The 23812-nt window shown below is 46.9% G+C and carries 18 protein-coding genes and 2 pseudogenes; 4 read left to right on the forward strand and 16 right to left on the reverse strand.

Annotated elements, in window-relative coordinates; translation table 11 throughout:
- Positions 1-291 precede the first annotated feature (291 nt).
- From ilvB to QT973_RS13020, 3 genes and pseudogenes are all read right to left on the reverse strand, one after another.
- Positions 292-2127 (reverse strand): biosynthetic-type acetolactate synthase large subunit, encoded by a 1836-nt coding sequence (gene ilvB, locus QT973_RS13010; protein WP_333051526.1) that lies wholly within the window; start codon positions 2125-2127, stop codon positions 292-294.
- Positions 2128-2339: 212 nt separating this feature from the next.
- Positions 2340-2513, reverse strand: a pseudogene (locus QT973_RS13015) (RNA-guided endonuclease TnpB family protein); the annotation flags it as partial.
- 353 nt (positions 2514-2866) lie between these two features.
- On the reverse strand, positions 2867-4165 hold the full coding sequence (locus tag QT973_RS13020) for an MFS transporter (protein WP_333051525.1): 1299 nt from the start codon (positions 4163-4165) through the stop codon (positions 2867-2869).
- A 350-nt stretch (positions 4166-4515) separates the two neighbouring features.
- On the opposite strand from QT973_RS13020, the gene QT973_RS13025 reads away from it, so the two are divergent.
- A complete protein-coding gene (locus QT973_RS13025; protein WP_006633346.1) occupies positions 4516-4854 on the forward strand; it encodes a P-II family nitrogen regulator in 339 nt (112 codons plus the stop codon).
- A gap of 140 nt (positions 4855-4994) precedes the next feature.
- On the opposite strand, the gene rdgB is transcribed toward QT973_RS13025, so the two are convergent.
- The 8 genes from rdgB to QT973_RS13065 form a co-directional block, all read right to left on the reverse strand.
- Positions 4995-5582 (reverse strand): RdgB/HAM1 family non-canonical purine NTP pyrophosphatase, encoded by a 588-nt coding sequence (gene rdgB / locus QT973_RS13030; RefSeq protein WP_333051524.1) that lies wholly within the window; start codon positions 5580-5582, stop codon positions 4995-4997.
- Positions 5583-5597: 15 nt separating this feature from the next.
- The gene (locus QT973_RS13035) at positions 5598-6218 is read right to left on the reverse strand and encodes a hypothetical protein (protein WP_333231304.1); all 621 of its coding nucleotides are present in this window, start codon (positions 6216-6218) and stop codon (positions 5598-5600) included.
- A 158-nt stretch (positions 6219-6376) separates the two neighbouring features.
- The gene (locus QT973_RS13040) at positions 6377-7804 is read right to left on the reverse strand and encodes a phosphoglucomutase/phosphomannomutase family protein (RefSeq protein WP_333231306.1); all 1428 of its coding nucleotides are present in this window, start codon (positions 7802-7804) and stop codon (positions 6377-6379) included.
- A 198-nt stretch (positions 7805-8002) separates the two neighbouring features.
- Entirely contained in the window at positions 8003-8737 is a 735-nt protein-coding gene (folE, locus tag QT973_RS13045; RefSeq protein ID WP_333051519.1) for a GTP cyclohydrolase I FolE, read from the reverse strand.
- Positions 8738-8955: 218 nt separating this feature from the next.
- Positions 8956-9681 (reverse strand): SDR family oxidoreductase, encoded by a 726-nt coding sequence (locus QT973_RS13050; RefSeq protein WP_333051517.1) that lies wholly within the window; start codon positions 9679-9681, stop codon positions 8956-8958.
- 241 nt (positions 9682-9922) lie between these two features.
- Positions 9923-10903, reverse strand: coding sequence for an acetyl-CoA carboxylase carboxyl transferase subunit alpha (accA, locus tag QT973_RS13055; RefSeq protein WP_333051515.1), 981 nt, complete (start codon positions 10901-10903; stop codon positions 9923-9925).
- A 255-nt stretch (positions 10904-11158) separates the two neighbouring features.
- On the reverse strand, positions 11159-12184 hold the full coding sequence (locus tag QT973_RS13060) for a long-chain acyl-[acyl-carrier-protein] reductase (protein ID WP_333051513.1): 1026 nt from the start codon (positions 12182-12184) through the stop codon (positions 11159-11161).
- A 149-nt stretch (positions 12185-12333) separates the two neighbouring features.
- Positions 12334-13026: an aldehyde oxygenase (deformylating) gene (locus tag QT973_RS13065; RefSeq protein ID WP_333051511.1), complete on the reverse strand. Its 693-nt coding sequence runs from the start codon at positions 13024-13026 to the stop codon at positions 12334-12336.
- A gap of 64 nt (positions 13027-13090) precedes the next feature.
- Here QT973_RS13065 and QT973_RS13070 point away from each other — a divergent pair, with 64 nt between their 5' ends.
- The 3 genes and pseudogenes from QT973_RS13070 to QT973_RS13080 form a co-directional block, all read left to right on the forward strand.
- The gene (locus QT973_RS13070) at positions 13091-13258 is read left to right on the forward strand and encodes a hypothetical protein (RefSeq protein WP_333051509.1); all 168 of its coding nucleotides are present in this window, start codon (positions 13091-13093) and stop codon (positions 13256-13258) included.
- 263 nt (positions 13259-13521) lie between these two features.
- Positions 13522-14340 (forward strand): carbohydrate ABC transporter permease, encoded by an 819-nt coding sequence (locus tag QT973_RS13075; protein ID WP_333051507.1) that lies wholly within the window; start codon positions 13522-13524, stop codon positions 14338-14340.
- A 243-nt stretch (positions 14341-14583) separates the two neighbouring features.
- A pseudogene (locus QT973_RS13080) lies at positions 14584-14730 on the forward strand (transporter suffix domain-containing protein); the annotation flags it as partial.
- 161 nt (positions 14731-14891) lie between these two features.
- On the opposite strand, the gene QT973_RS13085 reads toward QT973_RS13080, so the two are convergent.
- The 5 genes from QT973_RS13085 to QT973_RS13105 all read right to left on the reverse strand — a co-directional run bounded on the left by QT973_RS13085 (position 14892) and on the right by QT973_RS13105 (position 23516).
- Entirely contained in the window at positions 14892-15920 is a 1029-nt protein-coding gene (locus tag QT973_RS13085; protein WP_333209264.1) for a hypothetical protein, read from the reverse strand.
- 286 nt (positions 15921-16206) lie between these two features.
- Positions 16207-19410, reverse strand: a complete 3204-nt coding sequence (locus tag QT973_RS13090) for an efflux RND transporter permease subunit (RefSeq protein ID WP_333391472.1) — start codon at positions 19408-19410, stop codon at positions 16207-16209.
- A 180-nt stretch (positions 19411-19590) separates the two neighbouring features.
- Positions 19591-21372, reverse strand: coding sequence for an efflux RND transporter periplasmic adaptor subunit (locus QT973_RS13095; RefSeq protein WP_333231310.1), 1782 nt, complete (start codon positions 21370-21372; stop codon positions 19591-19593).
- 265 nt (positions 21373-21637) lie between these two features.
- Entirely contained in the window at positions 21638-22246 is a 609-nt protein-coding gene (locus tag QT973_RS13100; protein ID WP_333051502.1) for a PadR family transcriptional regulator, read from the reverse strand.
- Positions 22247-23003: 757 nt separating this feature from the next.
- Positions 23004-23516 carry a DUF4112 domain-containing protein gene (locus QT973_RS13105; RefSeq protein ID WP_333051500.1) on the reverse strand — a complete coding sequence of 171 codons (513 nt, stop codon included), beginning with the start codon at positions 23514-23516 and terminating at the stop codon, positions 23004-23006.
- Between the last annotated feature and the right edge of the window lie 296 nt (positions 23517-23812).

The following is a 23812-nucleotide window of genomic DNA, read 5'->3' on the forward strand; positions in this document are numbered from 1 at the left end:
GGATATGGTGTTAAACGTGAAACAGCAGAGCCGGGTAAGGACATCGCATTGCCTTTCATCGTGTCAACTTAAGTCTGAAACCTTTGATATCTCTCGCTTTTATCCGAGGCCAGATCCCCCTAAATCCCCCTTAAAAAGGGGAGTAGGGGTTGACTTTGATCGGACTCTTGTCCCCCCCTTCTTAAGGGGGGCTAGGGGGGATCTGGCCTCGATGATAAACAGCAGTCTATGACTACGTTTGACCTTAAGTTGAGACTAATAGGCACTGCCTAAGTCCCCACTCAAAACTCGTTAAACTTTTGTCCCGCACTCAGGACAAAACTTATTCGTCGAAACATTCTTCGCGCCGCAACTTGGACAATAAATCAACTCCGCAGATTGCAACTTGCTACGATCGGGCAAACCAACCATTTGAGCGTTGCTCTTACCTGGAACTACCATCGGATAGCAGTTTTCGTCCCTCGTCACCTTCACGTTCATCAGCACCGGGCCCTCGTGAGCGAGCATTTGGGCGATCGCATCTTTGAGTTCCTCCGGCTGCGAAACCAGCATCCCCTTCACGCCATAAGCTTCAGCCAGCATCACAAAATCCGGCATCCCCACGGTCATATTCGACGAGGAATAACGCTCGCCGTAGAACGCCTGCTGCCACTGCCGTACCATACCTTGCCAGCCGTTATTTACAATCACAATCTTGACATTAATGCCGTATTGTGTTAGTGTTCCCAGCTCTTGAATATTCATTTGCACGCTAGCATCGCCAGCAATACAAATCACTTGCTCATTGGGTAGCGCCATTTTCGCGCCCATCGCAGCCGGCACCCCGAAACCCATCGTGCCCAAACCAGCGCTCGAAATCCAGCGGCGCGGCCCGTTGTTCAAGAATTGAGCCGACCACATTTGATGTTGACCGACATCTGTTGTGTAGTAAGCATCCGGCGCTTGAGTAGCCAACTCGGAAATCACCTCTTGCGGAGACAAAATGTCTGGGTAATGAGGCACAACTAACGGATAGTCCTGTTTCCAGTGATCGATCCTGTGCAGCCATTCCGCAGTCTGTCCGGTTTTCCCTGAAACTCCAGTTTCCCGACAGCGGCGCAGCAAATCGAGCAAAACTTGGCGGACATCTCCGACAATCGGCACGTCAGGGCCGCGATTTTTGCCGACTTCCGCCGGGTCGATATCGATGTGAATCACCTTAGCGCGCGCGGCAAACTCGTCTAATTTGCCCGTCACGCGATCGTCAAACCTCGCCCCGACAGCAATTAGCAAATCGCACTCGGTAACGGCAAAATTAGCGTAAGCAGTGCCGTGCATCCCCAGCATTTTCACCGACAAAGGATGGTTTTCGTCAAAGGCACCTTTGCCCATCAGTGTTGTCGTGACCGGCAATTGGAAAAGTTCGGCGAGTTCCTTAATTTCCTCGTGGGCCCCCGCTGCGATCGCCCCGCCGCCCACATACAGCAAAGGACGCTTTGCTTCCTGCAGCAAATAGATTGCTTGATTAATCTGCCGAGGATTTCCCTTCACCGTCGGGCGGTAGCCCGGAATTCTCACCGATCCGGGTTCCACGGGCAGATAGTCAAATTCTTCTAAACCCACATCCTTGGGTACATCAACCAAGACTGGCCCCGGCCGCCCTGTACTGGCGATGTGGAAAGCTTCTGCCACAATTCGCGCCATATCTCTGGGGTCGCGTACTACATAGGAATGCTTGACAATTGGCAGGGTAATCCCGTAAATATCTGTTTCCTGAAACGCATCAGTGCCGATCGCCGCACGGGGCACCTGACCGGTAATAATTACCATCGGGATCGAATCCATGTGGGCCGTCGCAATCCCCGTCACTAAATTAGTTGCGCCGGGGCCCGAAGTAGCAAAACAAACTCCAACTTTGCCCGTAGCGCGGGCGTATCCGTCAGCCGCGTGAGCCGCGCCTTGTTCGTGGCGCACCAGAATATGTTTGATAGCGCCAGTTTCTTCGGCGCGGTAGAGTTCGTCGTAAAGTGGCAGAATTGCGCCGCCGGGATAACCAAAAATATGCTTGACACCGTGGCGGATCAAGCTGTCAATCAGAGCAAATCCACCAGTTGCACGCCTGATTGTCACTTTAGTTTTTAGTTGCACAGTATTTCCTTCCTTAAACTAATTATGTTTTTTAATGAAAGCTTTTATAGCTTGTAAAACTATAGTCATCTATAGCAATCCTAAATGATTTGTGTAATTCTTGTAGGGGATCTCCCCACGCCCGGTTGCACCGATGCAGGCTGGGGTAGGCACGGGGAGTAGGGGTAGCACTACCCCTACATATTTTTACAACTGATGCGAGGATTGCTATATTACATGACGTGGGAGGCATGAAGTCCCTCCCCTTTCGCTTTTACTTTAAGCGGATTAACCCGCCTCGGCTGAACTACGCAGCTCCCTATCCCATCGCTAAACGCATTTGGGATTGCTTTTCTCAAAATATTATAAGACCCGTTAGCATCGGCATTAATCATCTGACTATATGATACTACCATTGTCTATTGATGTTTACAATCTTAATGATGTTTTATAATACTACTTTAATCTCAATAGTCAAATTCTGAAAATTTGACTGCTGATATTTTACAAAAAGTTTGGCGAGCGGGCGGTGTCCGAGCGATAAATTGTGGAACAGCAGAGGAAGAAAGACACAGAGGAAATCGCTGCCTCTATGTCGGTTTACCGTGATATGACGCTTCTATAGCATTCTTGATTCGGCATTCGACAAGAAAAACTAATCGTTTGAGCAATTAAGAACGTCCTAATCATCAGGGCGGTTGCTATGTTATGGATCGATCGCGAAAACCAAGCCCTCTTGCTTCTTCCTTCTTGGCAAAGTTCAGAGAACATCCTGCAAGACTTTGCGAGTATGTTTCCAAGCTGCCATGCCCATCACCGAGACCAAAAAGCCCAAACCCAGCAACACGATCCGCAAGCCCAAGTCATCGTCGCCGACGGCATTACTGACAGCATCCGTTAGCGGGCCAGTCAGTGCTAAAGGCAGGCTCAGAGCAATATTAATCGCATTGTTTTCAAATCCAAAGACTTTACCCCGCATAGATTCGGGAGTTTTTTCTTGAATCAGAGCCTGCATCGGGCCGTTAATTAAGGAAGCACCAAAACCGAACAGAGCGCTCAATCCGAATCCCACCCAAAGGTGTCTGGCAAAGGCAAACATTGCTAATACAAAACCCATCATCAAGAAACCGATTAAAGGCAGAGGTTTGTGGTGCATTCGATGACCCCAATGTCCCAAAAAGGCTGCGCCGAAGACCATTCCAATTCCCGCTGCAGCGAGTAAAAAGCCAAATTGAGTTTCTTTGAGACCTATTTTGCCTGAAAGCGCGATCGCCAGCACCTGAAGCGCCGCAAACACGGAATACAAAATGGTCAACTGCACCATCGCGTTGCTGACAAGGTGATTGTGTTTCACATACCGCAAACCTTCCTTGAGGTCTTGCCAAGGATGGACGTTTTTGCCACTGCTGCCGACATGACCTTCTTTGATCTGCATGGCATAGATCAAACCTGCTGATATCAGGTACAACCCGCCCAGCAAAAACTCTTGAGAAGCTGATCCGAAGCTGTGTTTGACCCAACTAAACAGCGGTTCGCCGATCGTCATCCCAATAATGATCCCGCCCATTGTGGACGAGGCGAACAGAGCATTTGCCGACATCAGTCCCTCTCGCCCCACAGCCAGGGGGACGGCGGCCGCTTCTGCAGGAGCAAAAAATTGCGTTACGGTAGAGATTAAAAACGTCATTGTCAACAAAACCACAAAAGCTTTGGGCAAAAACGGCAAAGCTACAATCAACCCGGCTCGAATCACGTTGCAGGCGACCAGCATTTGCTTTTTGGAAAAGCGGTCTACCACGATACCGGCTACGGAACCAAAGACGATCGCTGGCACGGTGTAGGCGATCATCACCGCTGACAGCATAGAATTTTCCGAATGTTGCCAAGAAACCGGCCAGGGTCGGTAGTCGCCGGTTTTCAGCAGAATAATCAGCAATACGTAAAAGATTTTATCCGCCACTTGGGCCAATAACTGGCCCGTCCACAAGGCGAGGAAGGGGCGATTTCTCAGTAGGGCATCAAGCCCGCTGCGGTCAGGGGGAGGGCTGGCTGGGTGCATAAGAATAGTTTAACTGACCGCCTCTGGCAATTATAGTTTTCAGCAATATGTGCAAATCTGACATAGCAAAGCGGAAACTCGGAAAACTCCTGTCTCCTGGGTTCTTTTTCTGTTTTAGCAGATCCGTGGCGGAGGGCTTGGGTCTTTTTCACTCTACCGCGATCTATCGGAGCGGAGAGCCCGCGCCTCGGGCCAATGGGAGAATATTGTTAAAGATTGGCGTGCCTCTCATCGCGAGTACAAAATAAGGTAGTATATTTTACAAAATACTTAATACTAGCAGTGATATTAAAAGATGTCACGCGATTTAAGTAATATAACGAAGGTACTAACTGTTAGGAGTGAAAAACTTGAAAAAGGTTGAAGCTATTATTCGCCCCTTTAAACTAGACGAAGTGAAAATCGCACTCGTCAATGCTGGTATTGTGGGGATGACTGTTTCTGAAGTTAGAGGTTTTGGCCGTCAGAAGGGCATGACAGAACGCTATCGCGGTTCTGAGTACACCGTTGAGTTCTTGCAAAAGCTCAAGGTCGAGATTGTTGTGGAAAACGATCAGGTTGACATGGTGGTTGATAAAATTATCGCGGCTTCCCGCACGGGCGAGATTGGCGACGGCAAGATTTTCATCTCTCCTGTAGAACAAATTATTCGGATTCGGACTGGAGAAAAGAACTTGGAGGCTATCTAAGATACTGGGGCATTGAGCATTGGGCATTGGTCTTTGGTAACTGGTCTTTGCCCAGGAAAAACCTATTTCCTGTTTAGTTCTGATACCTAAGTGTCAATATCCAATGCCACAGTTCCCCCCGGTTTTGGCTTTTTTACTCGTTAGGGGTTGACAAGGTTCGCCATTTGTGGTATGAGAGCGTGGAAGGCTCGGCCGCGGTGAGAGTGCGATCGCTTGATATCCGGTGTCATTTCGGCAAAAGTCTGTTGCTGTGCGGGTACGTAGAAAATGGGGTCATATCCGAAACCTCCCGTACCGCGAGGAGTGTGCAGGATTTCGCCTCGGCAAATTCCTTCTACTTGCAGGGCAATTGTACCGTCGGGACGGGCGATCGCGATCGCGCAAACAAATTGTGCTTCCCGGTTTTGTTCGCTTCCCAATTCTTTGAGAAGTCGAGATATCCTGTCAGCATCGGTTTTCCCGTAGCGCGCGGAGTAAATCCCAGGTTGGCCGTTGAGTGCATCTACCATTAAACCAGAATCATCGGCGATCGACCATTTGCCCGTTGCTTTTGCGACTTCAGACGCCTTCAAGCAAGCATTAGCAATAAAAGTTTCGCCTGTTTCCTCGATGTCCAACTCTTCCGGTTTGAGATCCAATTTCCATCCCAAATCCTGAAGATAAACTTGCATTTCCTTGAGTTTACCCGGATTGCCCGTAGCGACAACTAGCAATTTGCGATCGGTCATTATTTCTCTTAAAACTTATGGCTCCATATTAACAAAAGATGGGGAAAATGGTTGCAACAAAATTCCCAAAATCTTATCAACCTCTTTAATATAGTATTCTGTCGGATCGATATAGAGAGTAGTTTCCTCTAAAATCAAGAACTTCCAGTTAGTCCCAGTCGTCACCGCGCCGTAAATGCGATCGACCTCAGTGTCTTGGTTTTGATTGAAACATTGGGCCGCTACCATTGCCGCTACGCATTGACCCAAACCCCCAATGATATCTTCCTTTTTTGCCTCAAAAATTGTTATAACCGGAGCACTGATGAACAATTGTTCTGAAGAACCGCTAATAATATAATCGCAAAATCCTTGCAAACCTCTTTCTGGATCGACAGTAAAATCCTTACCGGAAAAAAGAGAAACTCGTTTGTTTAACAATCGCCGGACTTCTGCTAATATCGGCGCAATCAAAAATTCTGAACGAGCTTTTTCTGTGGAAATAAAAGTTGCTAGCGGTACATAATCAATCAGGATTGTTGTTAAAATTTCTGATGGTGAAACTGGTTTTGTGTCGGCAAATAAATTGCGAGTTTCATCTAAGGTTAATCCAAAATCTTTTTTGACTCTCGCAAGGCTGAAATCGCTGTATGCCATTTGCTTGTATCCTAAAAATAACCTGATATAGCCGCCATACTATTTGATTTCTGAACAAGATTTTTTTACCGCAGAGGGCGCAGAGGACGCAGAGAAAGAGAGATTTGAGATCGAGTCATCTGCGTTCATCTGCGTTGATCTGCGGTGGAAAAGTCCGATTAATTATGCGCCCAATTTTTCGCCCAGTTTAAGTTTTTCATGACTTCTTTCAATGTCGCTGCTTCTGAATACAGCCGCAACACTGGTTCGGTTCCGCTAAACCGAATTAACAGCCAACTTCCGTCTGCTAAACGAAATTTATATCCGTCCACTTTGTTGCAATCTACAACTGCTTTGCCGGCGATTTCTGTTAAGGGTTGATTTTGCAGCAGGGACAGCAAACGCGACCTTTCTTCCATGTTTGCTAGGTGCAAGTCTATTCTGTCATACGCTGAAGTAAAGCTTGTTTCTTGTTGCAGTCGGCTGTAAATTTCGCTTAAGTCTTCGCCGGATTTGACAACTGCTTCTAATAAGTACAGCGCTGACAGCAAAGCATCTCGTTCGGGTATGTGTGTACCGTAGCCAATTCCTCCCGATTCTTCGCCGCCGACTAAGACTTGGGTGGTCAACATTCGATCGGCTATATACTTGTAACCGATCGGCGTTTCAAATAATGGCAAGTCGTACAGCTTGGCAATTTTAGGAATTATGTCTGAACCGCTGACTGTTTTGATGACTTCCCCGGTCCAGCCGCGCCGTGAAGCTAAATGTTCGATTAAGATGGGAACTAGGATTTGTGAACTGAGGAAGTTGCCGCTAGAGTCAACGGCTGCAATTCGATCGCTATCTCCGTCAAATACAAATCCAATGGACAAACCAGAACTTTTTCGCTGGTGAGTACGCATCACCCGAAATAACTGCGACAGGTAGCGCGGCAAAGGTTCCGGTGCACCGCCACCAAACAGCGGATCTCGATCGCTGTTGACTTCATGTACTGTTTCTTCTAAAATTTGAGCTAGTCCTCCTGCTGCGGCCCCGTGCATTACATCTACAAATACTGTAATTTTGCCGCTGGCGATCGCTTCTTTAATCGCCTCAATATCTACCATTTCCCGCAAGGTTTTGCAGTAAGCTGGCCAAGGATTGAAATTATCCAATTTGCCGGGAGTTGCTGAAATTGCCGCCGGATTTTCGAGTTTTGCTTCTATCTGTTGAGTAACTTCGGGCGAAACTGAACCGCCAAATCCGCCCTTGACTTTTAACCCTAAATATGCACCGGGATTGTGGCTGGCTGTCAGGACGATCGCACCCAAAGCATTTAATTGTTTGGCAGCTAAACTGAAAGCTGGAGTGGGGGCGTAGGATTCGCTCAGCAGCACGTCAAATCCTGCGTTTTGGACGGCAACAGCCGCTGTGAAGGCAAATTCTTCAGCCAGAAATCGGCGGTCGTAACCGACAATTACGGTACCGCTGCTGCCATCGCTGCTGCCGGTTTGTGCGAGAACTTGTGCCGCTAAGGGAGCGACTAACGCTACGCGATCGAATGTAAAATCGTCAGCAATGATGCCGCGCCAGCCATCTGTACCGAATTTGATAGGAGGATTCATTTAGTCACAAGTCATGAGTCACCCGTCTATTTTATGGGTTTATCAGTCGATCGTCATCCGATTTTAGATTTTAGATTTTAGATTTTAGATTGCGACTGCGGATGAATCTGGGGGCTAGTGACCAAATTGCTCGATCGCTAGCCACCAAGAAAAAAGTGAATGACTAATGACTAATGACTAATGACTAATAACTAATGACTAAAAGAATGCCGGTTGGTGGCGGATCAAATTCAGGAATTCTTCGCGAGTTTTCTGTTCCTCTTGAAACACGCCCAACATGGCACTCGTAACCGTCCAAGCACCAGGTTTTTGCACACCCCGCATCGTCATGCACATATGGCTGGCTTCCATTACTACAGCTACTCCCTGCGGTTCCAATATTGTCTGAACTGCTTCAGCAATCTGGCGTGTCAAACGTTCTTGCACCTGCAATCGGCGGCTGTACATTTCAGCAATTCGGGCTAATTTACTCAATCCCACTACTTTTTGGTTGGGAATGTAAGCGACATGAACTCTACCCATAAACGGCAGCATATGGTGTTCGCACATACTGAATACGCTGATGTCTCGTACCAGTACCATTTCGTTGTGGCCTTCGTCAAAGATAGCGCCGTTGAGGAGTTCTTCTAGGGATTGACTGTAACCGCTGGTGAGAAACCGCATTGCTTCTGCTACCCGTTTTGGGGTTTTGAGCAATCCTTCCCGTTCAGGATCTTCTCCTACTCCCAGCAGCATTGTGCGAACAGCCTCCATCATTTCTTCCATGCCTACTTCTGATGGTTTGGGCACGCTGGATTCTTGACCGTGGGAGGAATTGCGATCGGGTCGAGTTGGGATGCGCGGGGTGTTGTTGTCTGCGGTTTGTAACAGTTTCATGCTGTCAGTCGAGAGAGAGTTCGACCCATTGGAATCGGCGGAAGATGCAATTGTCATAACAAGTTGGTGTGAGGGTGAATCGATTTTCGATTTTCGATTTTAGATTTTCGATTGGGGGATATATAGCCTTTCTCAAAAATGTGAGGTACGAATTTTGACCTGGAAAGCTTGACATTACAGGGTTTCTGTATACCTCATTTATCTGAGAACCGCTATAGCTAGAGATTCAAAGATTGTTGAATTCGAGAAAAATCCAGCAGTCTAAAATCTCAAGTTCACAAAACTCCTGCGTTGGACATGAGCGTGATTTCTTCAATTACTGCACTCGCTGGTAACTGAACTGCGTGCAGAATTGATTGGGCGACGATTTCTGGGGTTAACATGGCGCTGCGATCGAAGTCGGCGTCCACGGTGTCTGTGTCCCACATAGGAGTGTTGACAGAACCCGGACAGATTGCTGTTACGCGAATTCCGTGAGCCCGTTCTTCGGCGGCTAAGGTTTTAGACAAAGCCATGAGACCAAATTTGCTAACGCAGTAGGCTCCCCAGTTGGGGAAGGTTTGGGTGCCGGCGATCGAGGAAACGTTGATGATGATTCCCGATCGGCGATCGCGCATTGAGGGCAAAACTCCTAAAATGCACTGCCAAACGCTAGTCAGATTGAGGTCTAGAACGCTTTGCCAGTCGGTTAGGGAAGTTTCCGTCAAGGAGCCGGTGTAGCCCATGCCAGCGCTGTTTACCAGGATATCTACGGCACCCAATTGAGCTGCGATCGCGCTGATGCTGCTTTGCACTTGCTCAATTTTTGCCAAGTCTAAGGGATAAGCTTCTGCTTTCACTCCGACTGCTCGGGCCGCTGCGGCAACGGCTTCTAAGTTTTCCGACTCTCGGCTAACTAAGGCCAGATTTATGCCTTCGGCGGCGAACGCTAGAGCCGTCGCTTTGCCAATACCGCTGCTGGCTCCGGTAATCAGAGCCTGCTTTGTTGTTGGATGGTTCATTCAATGTCCTAATACTTTCCCTCGGCAACTCCCTACAGCGTTGCAGCCTTCATCGGCAAATTAGACAACTGTCTGCTGCGGGTGATAACAGTTAATTATGAGATAAACATTAAGAACTGTTAAGCCGTGTCACCTGAGAAATTATAACACTGCTGACAGATCCGCAGAATAATGAGCTGTGAGTTATGAGTTTAAAGTTAAGAATTTTTAACTCATAACTGATAACTCTGAATCGATCGGCTCAAGCCGCAATTTCAGTGAATACACCGATGTGGCGAAATTTTTGATACCGGAGTTCGCGTCGCTGCTGACCCGTAAGCTGGGTTAGTTCTGCTAAGTTTTCTAACAAAGCTTGTTTGAGTATGGAGGCAGCTTTGAGGGGATTCGAGTGAGCGCCGCCGATCGGCTCTGGTACTATTTGATCGAGAATGCCGAGGTTTTTCAAATCCCAGGAAGTGATTTTGAGAGCTTCTGCGGCCAAGTTAGCTTTACCGGAGTCTTTCCAGAGAATCGCCGCGCAAGCTTCGGGGGTGGCGACGGTGTAGACGGAATGTTCTAACATTAACAGCCGCTCGCCGACGCCGATACCCAATGCGCCGCCGGATCCGCCTTCGCCGATGACGGTGCAAATAATGGGAACGTCGAGGCGAAACATCTCGCGGAGGTTACAGGCGATCGCCTCTCCCTGTCCGAGCTGTTCTGCTTCTAAGCCCGCCCAAGCCCCCGGAGTGTCGATAAAGGTGAAAATTGGCATGGAGAAGCGATCGGCGTGTTCCATCAAGCGCAGGGCTTTGCGGTAGCCGCCGGGAGCAGCCATGCCGAAGTTGCGGGCGATATTGTCTTTTGTGTCGCGCCCTTTTTGATGGCCGATGATGACTGTGGGACGCCCGTCTATGCGGGCAATTCCGCCGACGAGGGCCGGGTCGTCTCCGCCGCGCCGATCGCCGTGAAGCTCGAGCCACTCGTCGCTAATTGCCTGAATGTAATCGAGGGTGCTGGGGCGGCGCGGGTGACGGGCCAGTTGCAGCCGCTGCATGGGGGACAAGCTGCTGAAAATTTCTTGTCGCAGTTGGGCGGAACGCGCTTCGAGTTTGCGAATTTCGTCGGTGACATCGACGCTGTTTTCGGCGGCGAGTTCGCGAATCTGGTGAATTCGGGTTTCGAGTTCGGCCAGGGGCTTTTCAAAATCTAAGAGTAAGGGTTTACGGTCTGGGTTTGGCACGCTGATAATTTCTATAAGGTTTTAAGGTGAAAGTCGATCGACTATTTCCCGATCCTACCCTGTCAGGGGATGCTGAAAAAGAGAGGAAATTTGGAAGTTTTGAATTTTAAATTTTGTATGAGATCAAATTTGGTCACATCATCATTATCATATAGCGCGAGCCGGAAGCTAGCGCTGCACTCCGAAAAATATTATTCTGATGCCAAATAAAAAGTCAACTATTAAATTTTCAAATTTAACAGTTGACTTTTAACATCAAACTGACATTAATAAAGGTCTGAAACCGTGCTTGACAGAAATATGACCGATTTGCTCCATCTTTTCCACAGTAATTTGATTCCGTCCCCAAGAAAAATTGGTATACATTTTTTCAAATTCCAGCAGCATTGATTCAGCAAAACAGGCAAACAACTGTCGGCCCGGCACATCCATATTGACAATCTTCATGATTTTCCACTCAATATCGAGGGAATGCTCCACAATGCCGCCATTGAGTACGTAAATTCCGGGATGCTGAACCTGAGTTGCCAAATTTTTCGGATAGCCACCGTCAATCAATAAACATGGTTGCTTCAATGTCTTAGGGTCAATTTCTACTCCCTTGGGCATACTGGCTACCCAGACTACAATATCCGCTTGGGGCAGGGCTTCTTCCAAGTCCATAATTTTCCCTCGACCCAATTCTGATTGCAAATCTTGCAATCGTTCTTTGTCGCGGGCGATGAGCAACAATTCTGCTACATTTGTTTTAACATTGAGCCAGCGACACACAGCACTGCCAATATCGCCAGTAGCACCACAAACCGCTACCGTGGCTTTTGAAAGTTCAATCCCCAATTTAGGGGCTGCTTCTTCTACTTGGCGGCAGAGGATGTAAGCTGTGTGAGTGTTACCAGTGGTGAAGCGTTCAAACTCCAACTTGAGATTGCGAATTTGCTTAATTTGCTGCAAGTTGAAAGTCTCAAAAATGATCGAAGAAAAGCCGCCCAAAGCAGTGATGTTAATCCCGTTTTTTTGAGCGTGTGCCATCGCATTAAGGATTTTGCGAGTAGCTGCTTTAATCCGGCGAGTTGCTAGCATTTCTGGCAAAAAACAGGACTCGACATAGCGACCTTCTATTTTTTGTCCAGTGATGCTTGTTACCGTGATCTGATCAACTATTTGGGGCGGTGCGCTGCACCAAAAATCGAGACCTTGATCGGCATATTCTGGATAGCCCAGCTCGTTAGCTACTGATTGGGCGTGTTCTAAGCTGGTTAAGTGACCGATTAGACCAAACATTAAGTTGTCAAATGAAGGAAGATGGAAGGTGGAAGATGGAAGATGGAAGATGGAAGATGGGAAGATTAAAAATTTATATTTTAAAATGAGTTATCCCATTTTTAATTTTTAATTTTTAATTTTTTTCCCATTCCTTATTTCCAAGTTAACTAGGCTGCGAGGCCTTGTGCTGACATCCGCATGATATCGCGGTTGTTAAAGCCTATGTTGCCTAGGGCTTCGCCGTAGGCAATCATAAAGTCTTCGATTAAAGCGTCTTTTTCCATTCCCAAGACGCGGGCATCGTCTGCGACAGAGTTTAGCAGTCTCCAGATGATGGGCAGGTTTTGGCGGTTGGCAGCTTCGAGTTCGGCTTTGGATTCCTCAAAGTGAGCCTGCAGCCAGACTTCCCCAAAGTTGAGGTGGCTGTATTCTTCTTTGACGACGCCTTCGGTGATTTTGCGAGCAAAGTCATCGGCGACGGGGATGTAGATGTTGTAAGCTGCGATCGCAAAACACTCGATAATTAGCGATTGAATCAACAAGCAAGTTACAATCTGACCTTCGGCCGCTGCCGTTTGGAAGTTTCTGTGCAATTCCGAAAAGAACTGCTTGGCAAATGCCATGTCGGGCGTGACTTTAAGATTCCTGCCACAAGCTTGGAAGCCTTTCATGTGGCGGTTCTCCATCTTGGACAAGCCAACTAACTCTGCTTTTTTGTCCGCCAACAGTTCGGCCAGTGTCAGGTAATTATCGTGAGCTTCTTGTTCGCCTTCAATCACAATGGCGTTGATGCGGCTGTAAGCATCTTTGTAAGTTTCGGTTTGAAAGTCAATTGTTGGGCTGGCCTCAAGCTGGGGCATAGATATGTAGTCTCCTTATATAAGCTTGCGGGATGTTGGGAAACCCCTTTAAAATGGGGGGTCAGTGACAGTACACTTTACCTATTTTGAACGCACCCCATCTAAATCACAGATTATAGCTGAGGATGCTTTCGACAAAGAACTTTTCTTTGACGTTCCGGGAAAAACTGGCGTCAAGCGTGCGTGTTTGCCGGACTTTTGCCGTCGAACACTCCAGAAAGACTATCGCTAGAATGCTATCTATTTACTAATTACTTGAATTAGTCGTTAGTCGATCTTTTGCCCGGAAATAGATGATAGAAATACGGTCTATGTCTCCACCTTTCAGGGTTTTACAGTACCAACTCTATCTATAACATTATATCCTAATCACAACTTCCTCCCTAGGTACTCCTTCTTTCCTTCTACGACTATTATGTTGTTGTATGGGAATCGGGGATGCGATCGGGTTGGAGAACGTCACAGGCTTATTATTTTAGGTTAATTCACAAATTTATGGGTAAATCCTTTGACAGGTCTCATGCGCTGGAACTGCTGAGTTTTATTTTGTTGCTGGCGGGTGCTGCGCTGGTGCTGCTGCCACTGGCTGCTGTATTTTGGGTTTCATTATCACCATCTGGTGTCGGTGTCAAGGCTGCAGGCCTGACTTTTGCAAACTATCAGGAGGCTTGGCGACGGGGCAATTTTTTGTTGGCATTCCTTAATTCTACTCTAGTGGCGATCGCAGTGACGGGTTTTCAGGTTGTAACTTCTGCTTTGGCCGGTTACGCCTTGGCCAGGCTGAAGTTTCGCGGGCGACAGGCGATTGTGTTGGGGGTTTTGGCGACGCTGGTAATTCCGTTTCAGCTTTTGGTGATTCCGATTTTCTTGGTTTTGAAGTGGGGCCATCTGCTGAATACTTACGGGGCGCTGATTTTGCCGACGGCGGCTAACGGTTTTGGGATTTTTCTGCTGCGCCAGTATTTTATGACAATTCCCGCGGAGTTAGAGGAGGCGGCAATGCTGGATGGGGCTAACCGCTGGCAGGTTTTGTGGCAGGTGATGTTACCTTTAGCCCGCCCTGCTTTGGTGACGCTGTTTTTGTTTACGTTTATCGGGGAGTGGAACGATTTGTTTAAGCCGCTGGTGTTTACGACGCGGCCCCAGTTGCGGACTGTGCAGTTGGTTCTGGCCGAATTTCAGGAACAGTTTACTAGCAGTTGGCAGTTGTTGATGGCGGCGGTGGTAATTGGAACAGTGCCGGTGGTGTTGCTGTTTTTGGCCGGTCAGCGACAGTTTATTCGAGGGATTGCGGCAACGGGGATTAAGAATTGAGTTGGAAATGCTTGGCAATTAAGTTTGTAGTCAGAGGTTGAACCATTCTCAAGAACAGGCAAGATGCTTGTTCCACCAATACTAAATGTTCTTGTGGAACAGGCCGGAAAGCCTGTTGCTGACATTGGTTCCAGAGGTGAGTTTGTAGTGAAGGAGGCGATTGAAATCGCTACTATACAAACGAAGTCCACTTTAAGCGGACTAACAGATAAAGGGCAGATCAAAGCTGTATTATGTGAATCTATGCAAAAGCTCGGTTTGTTCTTATTTGTCCTATCTTTTCTGCCCTGGCTGGCAGTCTTATTTGTTGTGCCCTTCCTGGGGCTGGACATTACCCAAAAAACTACTTTATCTTTCGTTCTGGCTGTTGGGGCGGAAGTTTGTTTTTGGATTAGCGTAGTGCTGTTGGGGAAAGAAGTAGTTACCAAATATCGGCGTTATTTGCATCCCCGATATCTTTGGAAAAAATCAAAAATTTTAACCGCAGATGAACAGGAATCGACGCAGATAATGAGCCGTGATGTTGGCTTTTATCTGCGGTCAAAGTTGAGCTATTCGCTGAAAATTTGCAAGCGAATAGAGCGTTCTCCGTCTCCGAAATCCACTTCAATCTTTTCTCCCGAAAGACTGTCCAAGCATCCCAAAAGCAACCGCAAATTGGGTGTGCTTGCTCCTGTATCCACGTACAATCTATCTGCCAAACTGCCTAAGCGTTTCCAAATGGTGTAGAGTTTGACTACTGCTTGTTCTAGCTGTGCGGCTTGTTTTACAACGTCGGCGGTGGTTCCCAAACAGCCTACTCGCAAAGATTCTTCTAAGGCCATTTCCATATCTAAGTGAGACTGATTGAGAGCTTGCACTTGGGCGGCGGCGTCGAGATATTTTGATAAGTTCTTGGCGTCGGATGTTAGCTGTTTAACAGTATCTACGTCGGGATTTTCTGCTACTTCTTTTTGAATTTCGCTTTGGTGAGATGGAGAGAGTTTCTCCATTTCTTTCACTAAAGGAGCGAGGTAGCGGGAAGGTAGAGAACCTGTAGATGCTTTTTCTTTGACTTCTTCTGGCAATAAATCTGAGTTCATTGCCATCCATTCGTCGGAGAGTTGTTTGACTTCGCGGCGGGTGATGCGATCGCCATTTGCTGCGGCATCTGTTACCATTTGCTGGACTTCGGGAGATGCTTTGGCTGTTTCTACAAAGGCTCTTTTGCTGAAGTTTCTAATGGAATCTGGGTCTAAATCTCCTTGCTGAATCAGAGTGTCGGCACTATTAGCTAATTCTATCAAAGAATAGGCTTGACTTTTGCCAATTTCTCTTTCTTTGAGCCAGTTCAAAAACCCTGTACCGCGTCCTTCGCCGCCTTTTTTTTCTCTGTCTCGGACTGTTCGGAGAATGCGTCCCCGCCAGATGTCGGTTTGCAAGTCGAAGCGATCGCACACTTTCCAGGCATTGTCAACCTGATTGTCAAAATCAAAGTCTGGTATTTGTTCGTCTTCGGGGTCTGGCAATTGGAAATTGATATCGGTAAAGCCGTTGAGGGCTTCTGCAAGTTCTGCGGGATTTAGGGGGACTTCAGCCATTAGAAAAAATTTGTGTAGTGCAACAGCCGGTTTAATTGATAACTAGCACGGGTTGACAGTTGAGACGCTATATGTAGCGGTAAGGTAGGCAAGATTTACCTACTAATAGAGCTTTTGTGCAAGTCATATCATTATTGCACGATGGGGGGCGATCGCTACCTGTACAAAAAATCTTCTCCGAGAGTTACCGCACAGCGTCGCAACAATCAAAAAGCCCGTGGCACAGATAGTCGGATATTTTGCAACAATAACCACTAACCGGATAGTTAAAGGAACTAATTACCCACTACAGCGGCGATACTTTATCGCGTTCAACCTCCTCGCCTGGAGTCGTTTTGCCGTTCAAAGTTGTACCATCACCGGGTAGATTTGTTAATCGATCGCGCTTCCGAAAGCGATCGCGAGTCGAGACAATGACCACATACAGCACCGGCACCATAAACAAACTCAAGAAAGTAGAAACAACCATCCCCCCCGCGATCGCATTCCCTAGCGATCTACGACTTGCAGCCCCCGCACCTTCCGGGTTAATTAGGGGAGCAATCCCCAAAATAAATGATAGAGAAGTCATCAAAATCGGTCGTAAACGCTCTTGAGAAGCCTCAACTGCTGCCTTAGTAATTGAATATCCCTGCTCCCGCAACTGGTTAGCAAACTCCACAATTAAAATCGCATTTTTACTTGCCAATCCAATCAACATCACCAAACCAATCTGGCAATAAACATCATTCGCCAACCCCCGCAACGACTGAGCTAAAAGTGCACCTAAAATCGCCAGAGGAACCGATAGCAAAATAATGAAAGGATCGACATAATTTTCGTACTGAGCCGCCAAAACCAAGAACACAAAAATCAGTCCCAAACCAAAAATAATTGGTGCTTGACCCCCAGACTCAATTTCTTCTAAAGAACTCCCCGACCATTCATATCCAAAACCCGACGGCAAAACTTCAGCCGACACCTTTTCCATCAATTTTATCGCCTGTCCAGAACTCGATCCCGGAGCCGGGGAGCCACTAATTTCAATTGACCTATATAAATTGTAGTGGTTAACAGTTTGCGCTCCCACCACCGGAGTTATTTTCACCAAATTGCTCAAAGAAATCATTTCATTTTTTCCAGAGCGGACATACAATTTCCCAATATCTTCAGGGTTATCACGAAACTGTTTATCCGCCTGAACATACACCCGATAATTGCGCTGCTGCAGATTAAAATCATTCACATACTGAGAACCAAGAGCCGTTTGTAACGTACTGAAAACATCATTAATCGGAATATCTAGAGCCTTAGCTCGATTGCGGTCAACTTCCACAAGTAACTGAGGCGTATTCGCAGCAAACGTACTAAATACCGCCTGCAATCCGGGCGTCTGATTCGCCTGCTTTAAAATCCCGCCCATCGCCTGAACTAGAGAATCTAAACCGCTGTTCCCTTTGCGGTCTTGCAATTGAAATTGGAAGCCGCCAAATTGACCTAAACCTTGAATAGCCGGCGGATTCACCGGGAAAATTCTCGCTTCTGGAATCGCGAAAAACTTACCCTGCAATTTACCAATAATCGCTTGTACGGTTTGAGCTTCACCTTTCCTTTCTTTCCAGGGTTTAAGGGTAGTAAATATAATCCCCTGGTTGGAACTATTACCACTAAAACCAAAGCCACCTACCGAAAAAGTACCCACCACTTCAGGAACATTGAGGATTTCTTGTTCAACTCCATCCATCACCTGCTGGGTGTATTGCAGCGAAACGCCTTGAGGCCCTTGAATAATTGTCAGAAAATAGCCCTGGTCTTCCTCTGGGATAAATGCTGTTGGTACTGCTAAATAAAGCCAAGCGGTGAATCCCAGAGAAGCAATAAACAACAGGGTAACAAGGGTTTTAAATCGTGTTAAGAATATTAAGGAGTCTCTATATTTCTTTTGCATCCAATCAAGAAAAATATTAATCCGGTTAAAAACCCAACCCAACGGGCCGCCAAACTTCTTACCTGGGCGCAGTAATATAGCGGCAAGTGAGGGAGTAAGAGTAACCGCCATAAAGGTAGAAAGCAGCACTGAAAAAGCAATTGTCAGGGCAAATTGTTTATAGAGTGCTCCCGTTGTCCCAGGGAAAAATGCCACGGGTACGAACACGGCCATCAATACTAAGGAAGTGGCAATTACAGCACTAAAAAGTTCCCGCATTGACTCGGAAGCTGCTTGGCGGGCATTCATACCTTGGCGGACTAGACGGTCAATATTTTCGACTACGATGATAGCGTCATCAACCACTAAACCTGTTGCTAAGGTAAGACCAAATAGAGACAAACTGTTAATCGTAAATCCGAATGCTTTGATAAAAGCAAATGTCCCAATCAAGGAAATGGGTATTGTGAGGGTGGGAATAATCGTAGTGCGCCAATCTTGCAGGAAAACAAAAATAACTATCACCACTAGCAAGACTGCTTCAAACAGAGTTTTGACTACTTCTGCCATTGACTCTTGGACAAATTGAGTCGTATCTAGTGCGGTTCTATGTATCACCCCCGGAGGGAAGTTTTTCGCTAATTTCTCCATTTCTGCTTTGACGGCTTGGGCAACATTTAGAGCATTACTTCCGGGTAATTGGTAAATCCCTAAACCCACCGCGTCATTCCCTCGAAATCGCAGAAAAGAGTTATAATTTTCTGCTCCTAATTCTGCTCTACCGACATCTTTTAACTTAACTAAAGTTCCATTTGCTTCGCTTTTAATAACTAGGTCTTCAAATTCTGTGGGGCTTTTGAGACGACTTTCTGCACTCAAATCAATCTGATACATTTGCCCTTCTGGGGCGGGTTCTTGACCAATTCTTCCTACTCCAACTTGCAAGTTTTGTTCGTTAATTGCTCTTGTTACATCTTGCATTGTTAGATTACGAGCCGCTAATTTATTGGGATCGATCCACAGGCGCATAGCATAGCGTCTTTCCCCAAAAATTCGCACGTCGCCCACGCCTTTTACTCTCTTTAAAGTGTCTGCTAAATAGAGGTCGGCGTAGTTGCTTAAAAATATGGTATCGTATTCTTTATTTTCGGTAAATAATCCTATAGCCAGCAGTAGGCTGTTAGATTGTTTTGTAACTGTAACTCCTGTGCGTTGTACGGCATCGGGGAGTTGTGGCTGAGCGACTGCAACTCGATTCTGCACATCGACGGCGGCGATATCTTTGTCGCGGGAAGTATCAAAGGTGGCTGTAATGGTGCTAGTTCCACTGTTAGTGCTACTGGAAGTTAGATATTTCAGTCCTTCAATGCCGTTGATTTGCCTTTCTAGGATGTTTGTTACCGCATTTTCGACAACTTCAGCATTGGCACCGCTATAGTTGGCTGTGACGTTGATTTGGGTGGGGCTGATGTCGGGGAAGCGTTCGATCGGCAATGTGGGAATGCTTATTGCGCCTACCAAAACAATAATTAAGGCGCAGACGCTAGCAAAGACTGGTCGTTTAATAAAGAAATCTGCAAACATTATTTGGGTAATGGGTAGTTGTTAGTTGATAATTGCTAATTCCTAATTGCACTTGCGTCAAAAATTAAAATAGCCCCCTTTTTTAGAGCGGAGCAATCAAGTAGTTTCACGTAAGGTACGTAGTTGCCCTTTAGCGCTCTTAATTTACCTATTAAGAGCGCTAAAGCGCAACAACCTACCTTATTTTTGGCTTGCTAATGGTAATTTTTCCCCTGCTCCTTTCCCTTCCTCTTGAGCCATAATGGGAGCGCCGTCTGTCAGGTTAAGGATGCCTGCGGTAACAATTTTTTCGCCGGCTTTCAAACCTTCGATAACTTGATAATTATTCCCCTGAATGGCTCCCAATTTCACGGGCTTTTGCCGCGCTACTAAAGGTGGCATTCCAGGTTTTGGCTGTTCCGGCTGTTGAGCTGTGAAGACAAAAGTTTCCCCCCCTAAACGAGTAACTGCTGTTACTGGAACTAAAATTCCGGGGTTCTGTTTCCAGATGACTTTAGCTTTTACAAACTGGAGATTAAGTAGTTCGCCGGTGGGGTTGGGAAAGGTGGCTTTAGCTAAAATTGTTTGGGAATTGGCGCTGACGTTGGGGGAGATAAAACTGATTTGACCGATCGCGATCGCCTTACCTTGAGCATCGAGCATTTGTACTGGCAACCCTAAGCGTAATTGAGGCATCCGTTCCAAAGGAATTGATAACCGCAAGTCTAGCAATTGGTTCTCTGTCAGGGTGGCGATAGCGTTGCCTTTTTGCAAGTAATCACCTACTTTCACTGGTATGTCGCCGATGACTCCTGCGAAGGGGGCGATGACCGCAGTTTCTTGTAGTTGTACTTCAAAGCCGCGCACTTGAGCCGCGGCCTGGGCAACTTGCGCTTCAGCTTGATCGAGCTGTTCTTGGCGGGTGCCGTTGGCTAACTGGGCTAATCTACTCTTGGCTTGTGCGACTTCTGCTTCGGATGCAGCTATTTCCTCTGGGCGCGAACCGTTTTGCAATTGTCGCAAAGCTTGCCGCTGCTGTTGCAAGGCTGCTGTGCGACGCTCGATCTCGGCTTGTCTGTTCTTTTGTCGCTGCTCAAACCGCCTTTGAGCTTCTCGGAGATTGGCTTTGGCGCTGCCTTCTTTTTGGGTGTATTGCTCAAGAGTGTTCGCGGATTCTGCGCCTTCTTTTGCCAAGGCCTGATATCTGGCAAGTTGCTGGCTGGCTAACTTTGCTTCGGCTGTGCTTGCTTCTATTTGCGCTCTTGCTTGGGCGATTTCTTCTAAGAGGCTACCTGTTTCGGCGTCGGCGAGGTCGGCTTCAGCTTGGCTAACGCGGGCTTGGGCTTGACCAATTTCTTCTGGCCGAGAGCCCGATCGCAGTTGGGCGAGGTTGGCTTGGGCTTGGGCGACTTGGGCTTGAGCTTGGGCGATTTCTTCGGGCCTGGCTCCTGCTTGCAATTCGGCTAAGTGGGATTGAGCGCGGATCAGGTTGGCTTGGGATTGCCTCAAGTCCGCTTGGGCGCTGTCGCTTTTCATGCGGGCGATGGCTTGCCCTTGATTTATGAAGTCGCCGGCTTTGACAAAAATCTCCGTGACTAGCCCTTCTGCTTCGGGTTTGATTTGTACCGAACGCTTGGCTTCTAAGCTGCTAACAAATTCGGAAGCATCTTCGACTGAGCTGGTTTGTACGGCTGCGATCTTGACTGGTATGCCTGGGGGTTGGGCGGCGGCTGCCTGTTGCGGTGCGCGAGTCTGGCCTGATTGCCACGAGTACCAGCCGAAACCTGCTGCGCCTGTGGCGATCGCGAGCGCGGCAATTAGGGGCCAGCGCGATCGTGGTTTAGCAACAGGTTCCGGGCGATCGACAACGGCGGGAAAATCCTCTGGTAGATCGCTGTCTGCATCGGTTGGGTGCAGTTCGGGTGTGGCAGGTTTTTGCTCTTCTGTTTCAACGACGGATTCTGGGGATTTAGAATAACTCATGGGCAGCACCACTTAGATTTTTTTTAACTTCTGACTGAGACTTGGGCGAAATCTTTGATTCTCCGGCGTTCCCCTCCAACAAGGGGGAATAATGACAAGGGATTTTAAACAGGATGGAATCGGGAAAGTCTCTTTTTAATGGGGTTGGGGTATGTGCAGGGCTTTAGTCTCATCACAGTTAGCCAAGCCTAGGGGTGATTATTTTTAGGAAAGCTTCTTGTTATTTCTCAAAAGTTACGATGGCAGGAATGATTGCACATCCTTCTTACGAGTCACCTGAGTGGGTGAGTTGGAAGGATTTTCCCTTGGATTCAGCGGATTCAGCGGAGGTTGGGGAGTCACGCACTCGGGCGATCGCGCTTTTTTCCTTGGCTAGTTGCTCGGTTAACCACTCAATCTCTGAGGCCAGCACTGACTTGCAGCGATCGCGAGAAGCGAATTGATAGTCGTCGGTTAGTGGATATTCGCTCTTGAGGCTTTCGATGTAGTCTTGCCTGGTGTAACAGGCTCGCAAGCGGTGTTCCAATAGCTTCAGCCGTTCTGCCGGTTCTAAGTCGCCAAAAAAGAAAAACTTGATTTGGAACCGGGAACCACTGTTAACCCAGCTTTCTTGAGGGTGTTCGAGCATTTTTTGCCGCCACAGTTCGCGCCCTTTGGGGGTAATTCCGTAGATTTTGCGCGGACAGCCCGCATCTCCGGCTTCTTCGGCTATTACCGAAATCTCCCCTCGCTCTTCCAAGCGCTTCAGCAGCGGGTAAATCGCTCCATAGTTGACGCTGATGCAACTGCTCATAAACAGCTCCAGTTTTTGCTTTAGCCGATAGCCGTGCAGGGGTTGCAACTGTAGCAGTCCAAGTGCTGATAATTCAAGCATTTATATCAATTTGATATTATAGTCTGGATTATATCACTATATCGGACTCAAGGGCGATCGGGTCAATCGATTTTAGATTTTAGATTTTAGATTTTAGATTTTAGAGGCGACCCGACGGATAAATGCGGGGGACGCAAGGATTTTCGATTTTGGATTGATTTGCGCGAGATACATCACGTGGCGGGTACCACCTTTGAAATTCCTGGTCAATTCCTAGTTTCAAAGAAAATTGATTATTAAATATGTATTTAATAAATTTTGTCAATCCCCTTAAGATATATTTTTTAATATCCAGAGTGAATTCTCTTGTGGAACAGGCATCTTGCCTGTTGTTGAGAATGCTGCAATATCTCAGATTTCTGCCACATATCTCTTCTTGGTAAGAGGATCAGAACTTTTATTAGTAGGGGTTGGTTGAATTTTTAAACCCAGACACACTTTAGTATTTATTTATTGAACATTGATTGCAGTCACTGTTTTTTTGTAGCTAATACTCCTCTTATTATTAAGTATTGCTGCGAAAAAACAGTTTGTTTTTTTTCCAATCGCCCTGTTTGTAATCTACGGATATGTGAAATATTTGCTCTTTAGTAAGGCATCAAAAAAAGCAACGCACCCTATGGATAATTAAAGCCAGATGTTGTGTTTCGGTTCGCAATCATCCTCAAAAAGGAGTTTCAAGGAGAAGCTTCCCGATTATATGCTATCACTATGAATGACATAAAGAGAGGAATTTATCTGGAGCGTTAAACCCAATTTAACGCCCTGTAATTAATTGAAATAGCAACCCAAAAAGCATCACACTCAAGAAAATAACACCTCCGACAATTAAAATTAAACCCAATAACAGCGCCGCCACAAATAGCCAATCGGCTTTTTTGCCTTGTTCAGGGGAACCTAAATGAGCATCCAGCAATTCTATATTTTTGACATTAGCTTTCCAAGCAACATCTAACAAATCTCCGGCTACCGGTACAGTACCAGCAACTGTATCAAATACGATATTAGCTGCCATTTTTACTAAAGTCTCTTGAGGCACTCCCATTTGAGCGGATTTGAAGACAACATAGCCTGCAAAAATTGAACTGATTAAATCGCCGCCGCCCGGTATAAGTCCCAGTATCGGATCGAGTCCGATGCGGTATTTTGTGCCGGGAATGGGAATTGCGTTGTCTAGTAAATGGCTGATCCGGCGGAGTCGGCGCAAGGATGCAACATGAGATTGGCTGGGAGTATTTGGGGAGGAATTTTGTATAGGAGAACGTGACATTTAATTGCTCTCGATTGCGATATTACTGCTATAGCAATCCTAAATAAGTTGTAAAAATATGTAGGGGTAGTGCTAAGAGTGCCTAGCCCAGCTAAGGCGGGGCAACCACGGGGGGTTTGCCCCTACAAGAATTACACAAATCATTTAGGATTGCTATAGTTTATGATATTTGTTGAAGCATATTCTAGTTTTGTCTCTATGCCTCAAGCAAGATTTTTAGTAATTTTAGTCGATCGACTTTGGTTTGTTTTTGCATGAACAGAAACCCGGTTTCTGTTCAAAACCGGGTTTCTTGC

The sequence above is a fragment of the Microcoleus sp. Z1_A1 genome, assembly GCF_036700305.1.
Taxonomy (GTDB): Bacteria; Cyanobacteriota; Cyanobacteriia; order Cyanobacteriales; family Microcoleaceae; genus Microcoleus.

Excerpts from the sequence above, each read along its gene's own strand:
- QT973_RS13020 (WP_333051525.1), bottom strand. The coding sequence starts at position 4,165 with ATGCACCCAGCCAGCCCTCCCCCTGACCGCAGCGGGCTTGATGCCCTA.
- rdgB (WP_333051524.1), bottom strand. The coding sequence starts at position 5,582 with ATGACCGATCGCAAATTGCTAGTTGTCGCTACGGGCAATCCGGGTAAA.
- QT973_RS13035 (WP_333231304.1), bottom strand. The coding sequence starts at position 6,218 with ATGGCATACAGCGATTTCAGCCTTGCGAGAGTCAAAAAAGATTTTGGA.
- QT973_RS13040 (WP_333231306.1), bottom strand. The coding sequence starts at position 7,804 with ATGAATCCTCCTATCAAATTCGGTACAGATGGCTGGCGCGGCATCATT.
- folE (WP_333051519.1), bottom strand. The coding sequence starts at position 8,737 with ATGACAATTGCATCTTCCGCCGATTCCAATGGGTCGAACTCTCTCTCG.
- QT973_RS13050 (WP_333051517.1), bottom strand. The coding sequence starts at position 9,681 with ATGAACCATCCAACAACAAAGCAGGCTCTGATTACCGGAGCCAGCAGC.
- QT973_RS13060 (WP_333051513.1), bottom strand. The coding sequence starts at position 12,184 with ATGTTTGGTCTAATCGGTCACTTAACCAGCTTAGAACACGCCCAATCA.
- QT973_RS13065 (WP_333051511.1), bottom strand. The coding sequence starts at position 13,026 with ATGCCCCAGCTTGAGGCCAGCCCAACAATTGACTTTCAAACCGAAACT.
- QT973_RS13075 (WP_333051507.1), top strand. The coding sequence starts at position 13,522 with ATGGGTAAATCCTTTGACAGGTCTCATGCGCTGGAACTGCTGAGTTTT.
- QT973_RS13085 (WP_333209264.1), bottom strand. The coding sequence starts at position 15,920 with ATGGCTGAAGTCCCCCTAAATCCCGCAGAACTTGCAGAAGCCCTCAAC.
- QT973_RS13090 (WP_333391472.1), bottom strand. The coding sequence starts at position 19,410 with ATGTTTGCAGATTTCTTTATTAAACGACCAGTCTTTGCTAGCGTCTGC.
- QT973_RS13095 (WP_333231310.1), bottom strand. The coding sequence starts at position 21,372 with ATGAGTTATTCTAAATCCCCAGAATCCGTCGTTGAAACAGAAGAGCAA.
- QT973_RS13100 (WP_333051502.1), bottom strand. The coding sequence starts at position 22,246 with ATGCTTGAATTATCAGCACTTGGACTGCTACAGTTGCAACCCCTGCAC.
- QT973_RS13105 (WP_333051500.1), bottom strand. The coding sequence starts at position 23,516 with ATGTCACGTTCTCCTATACAAAATTCCTCCCCAAATACTCCCAGCCAA.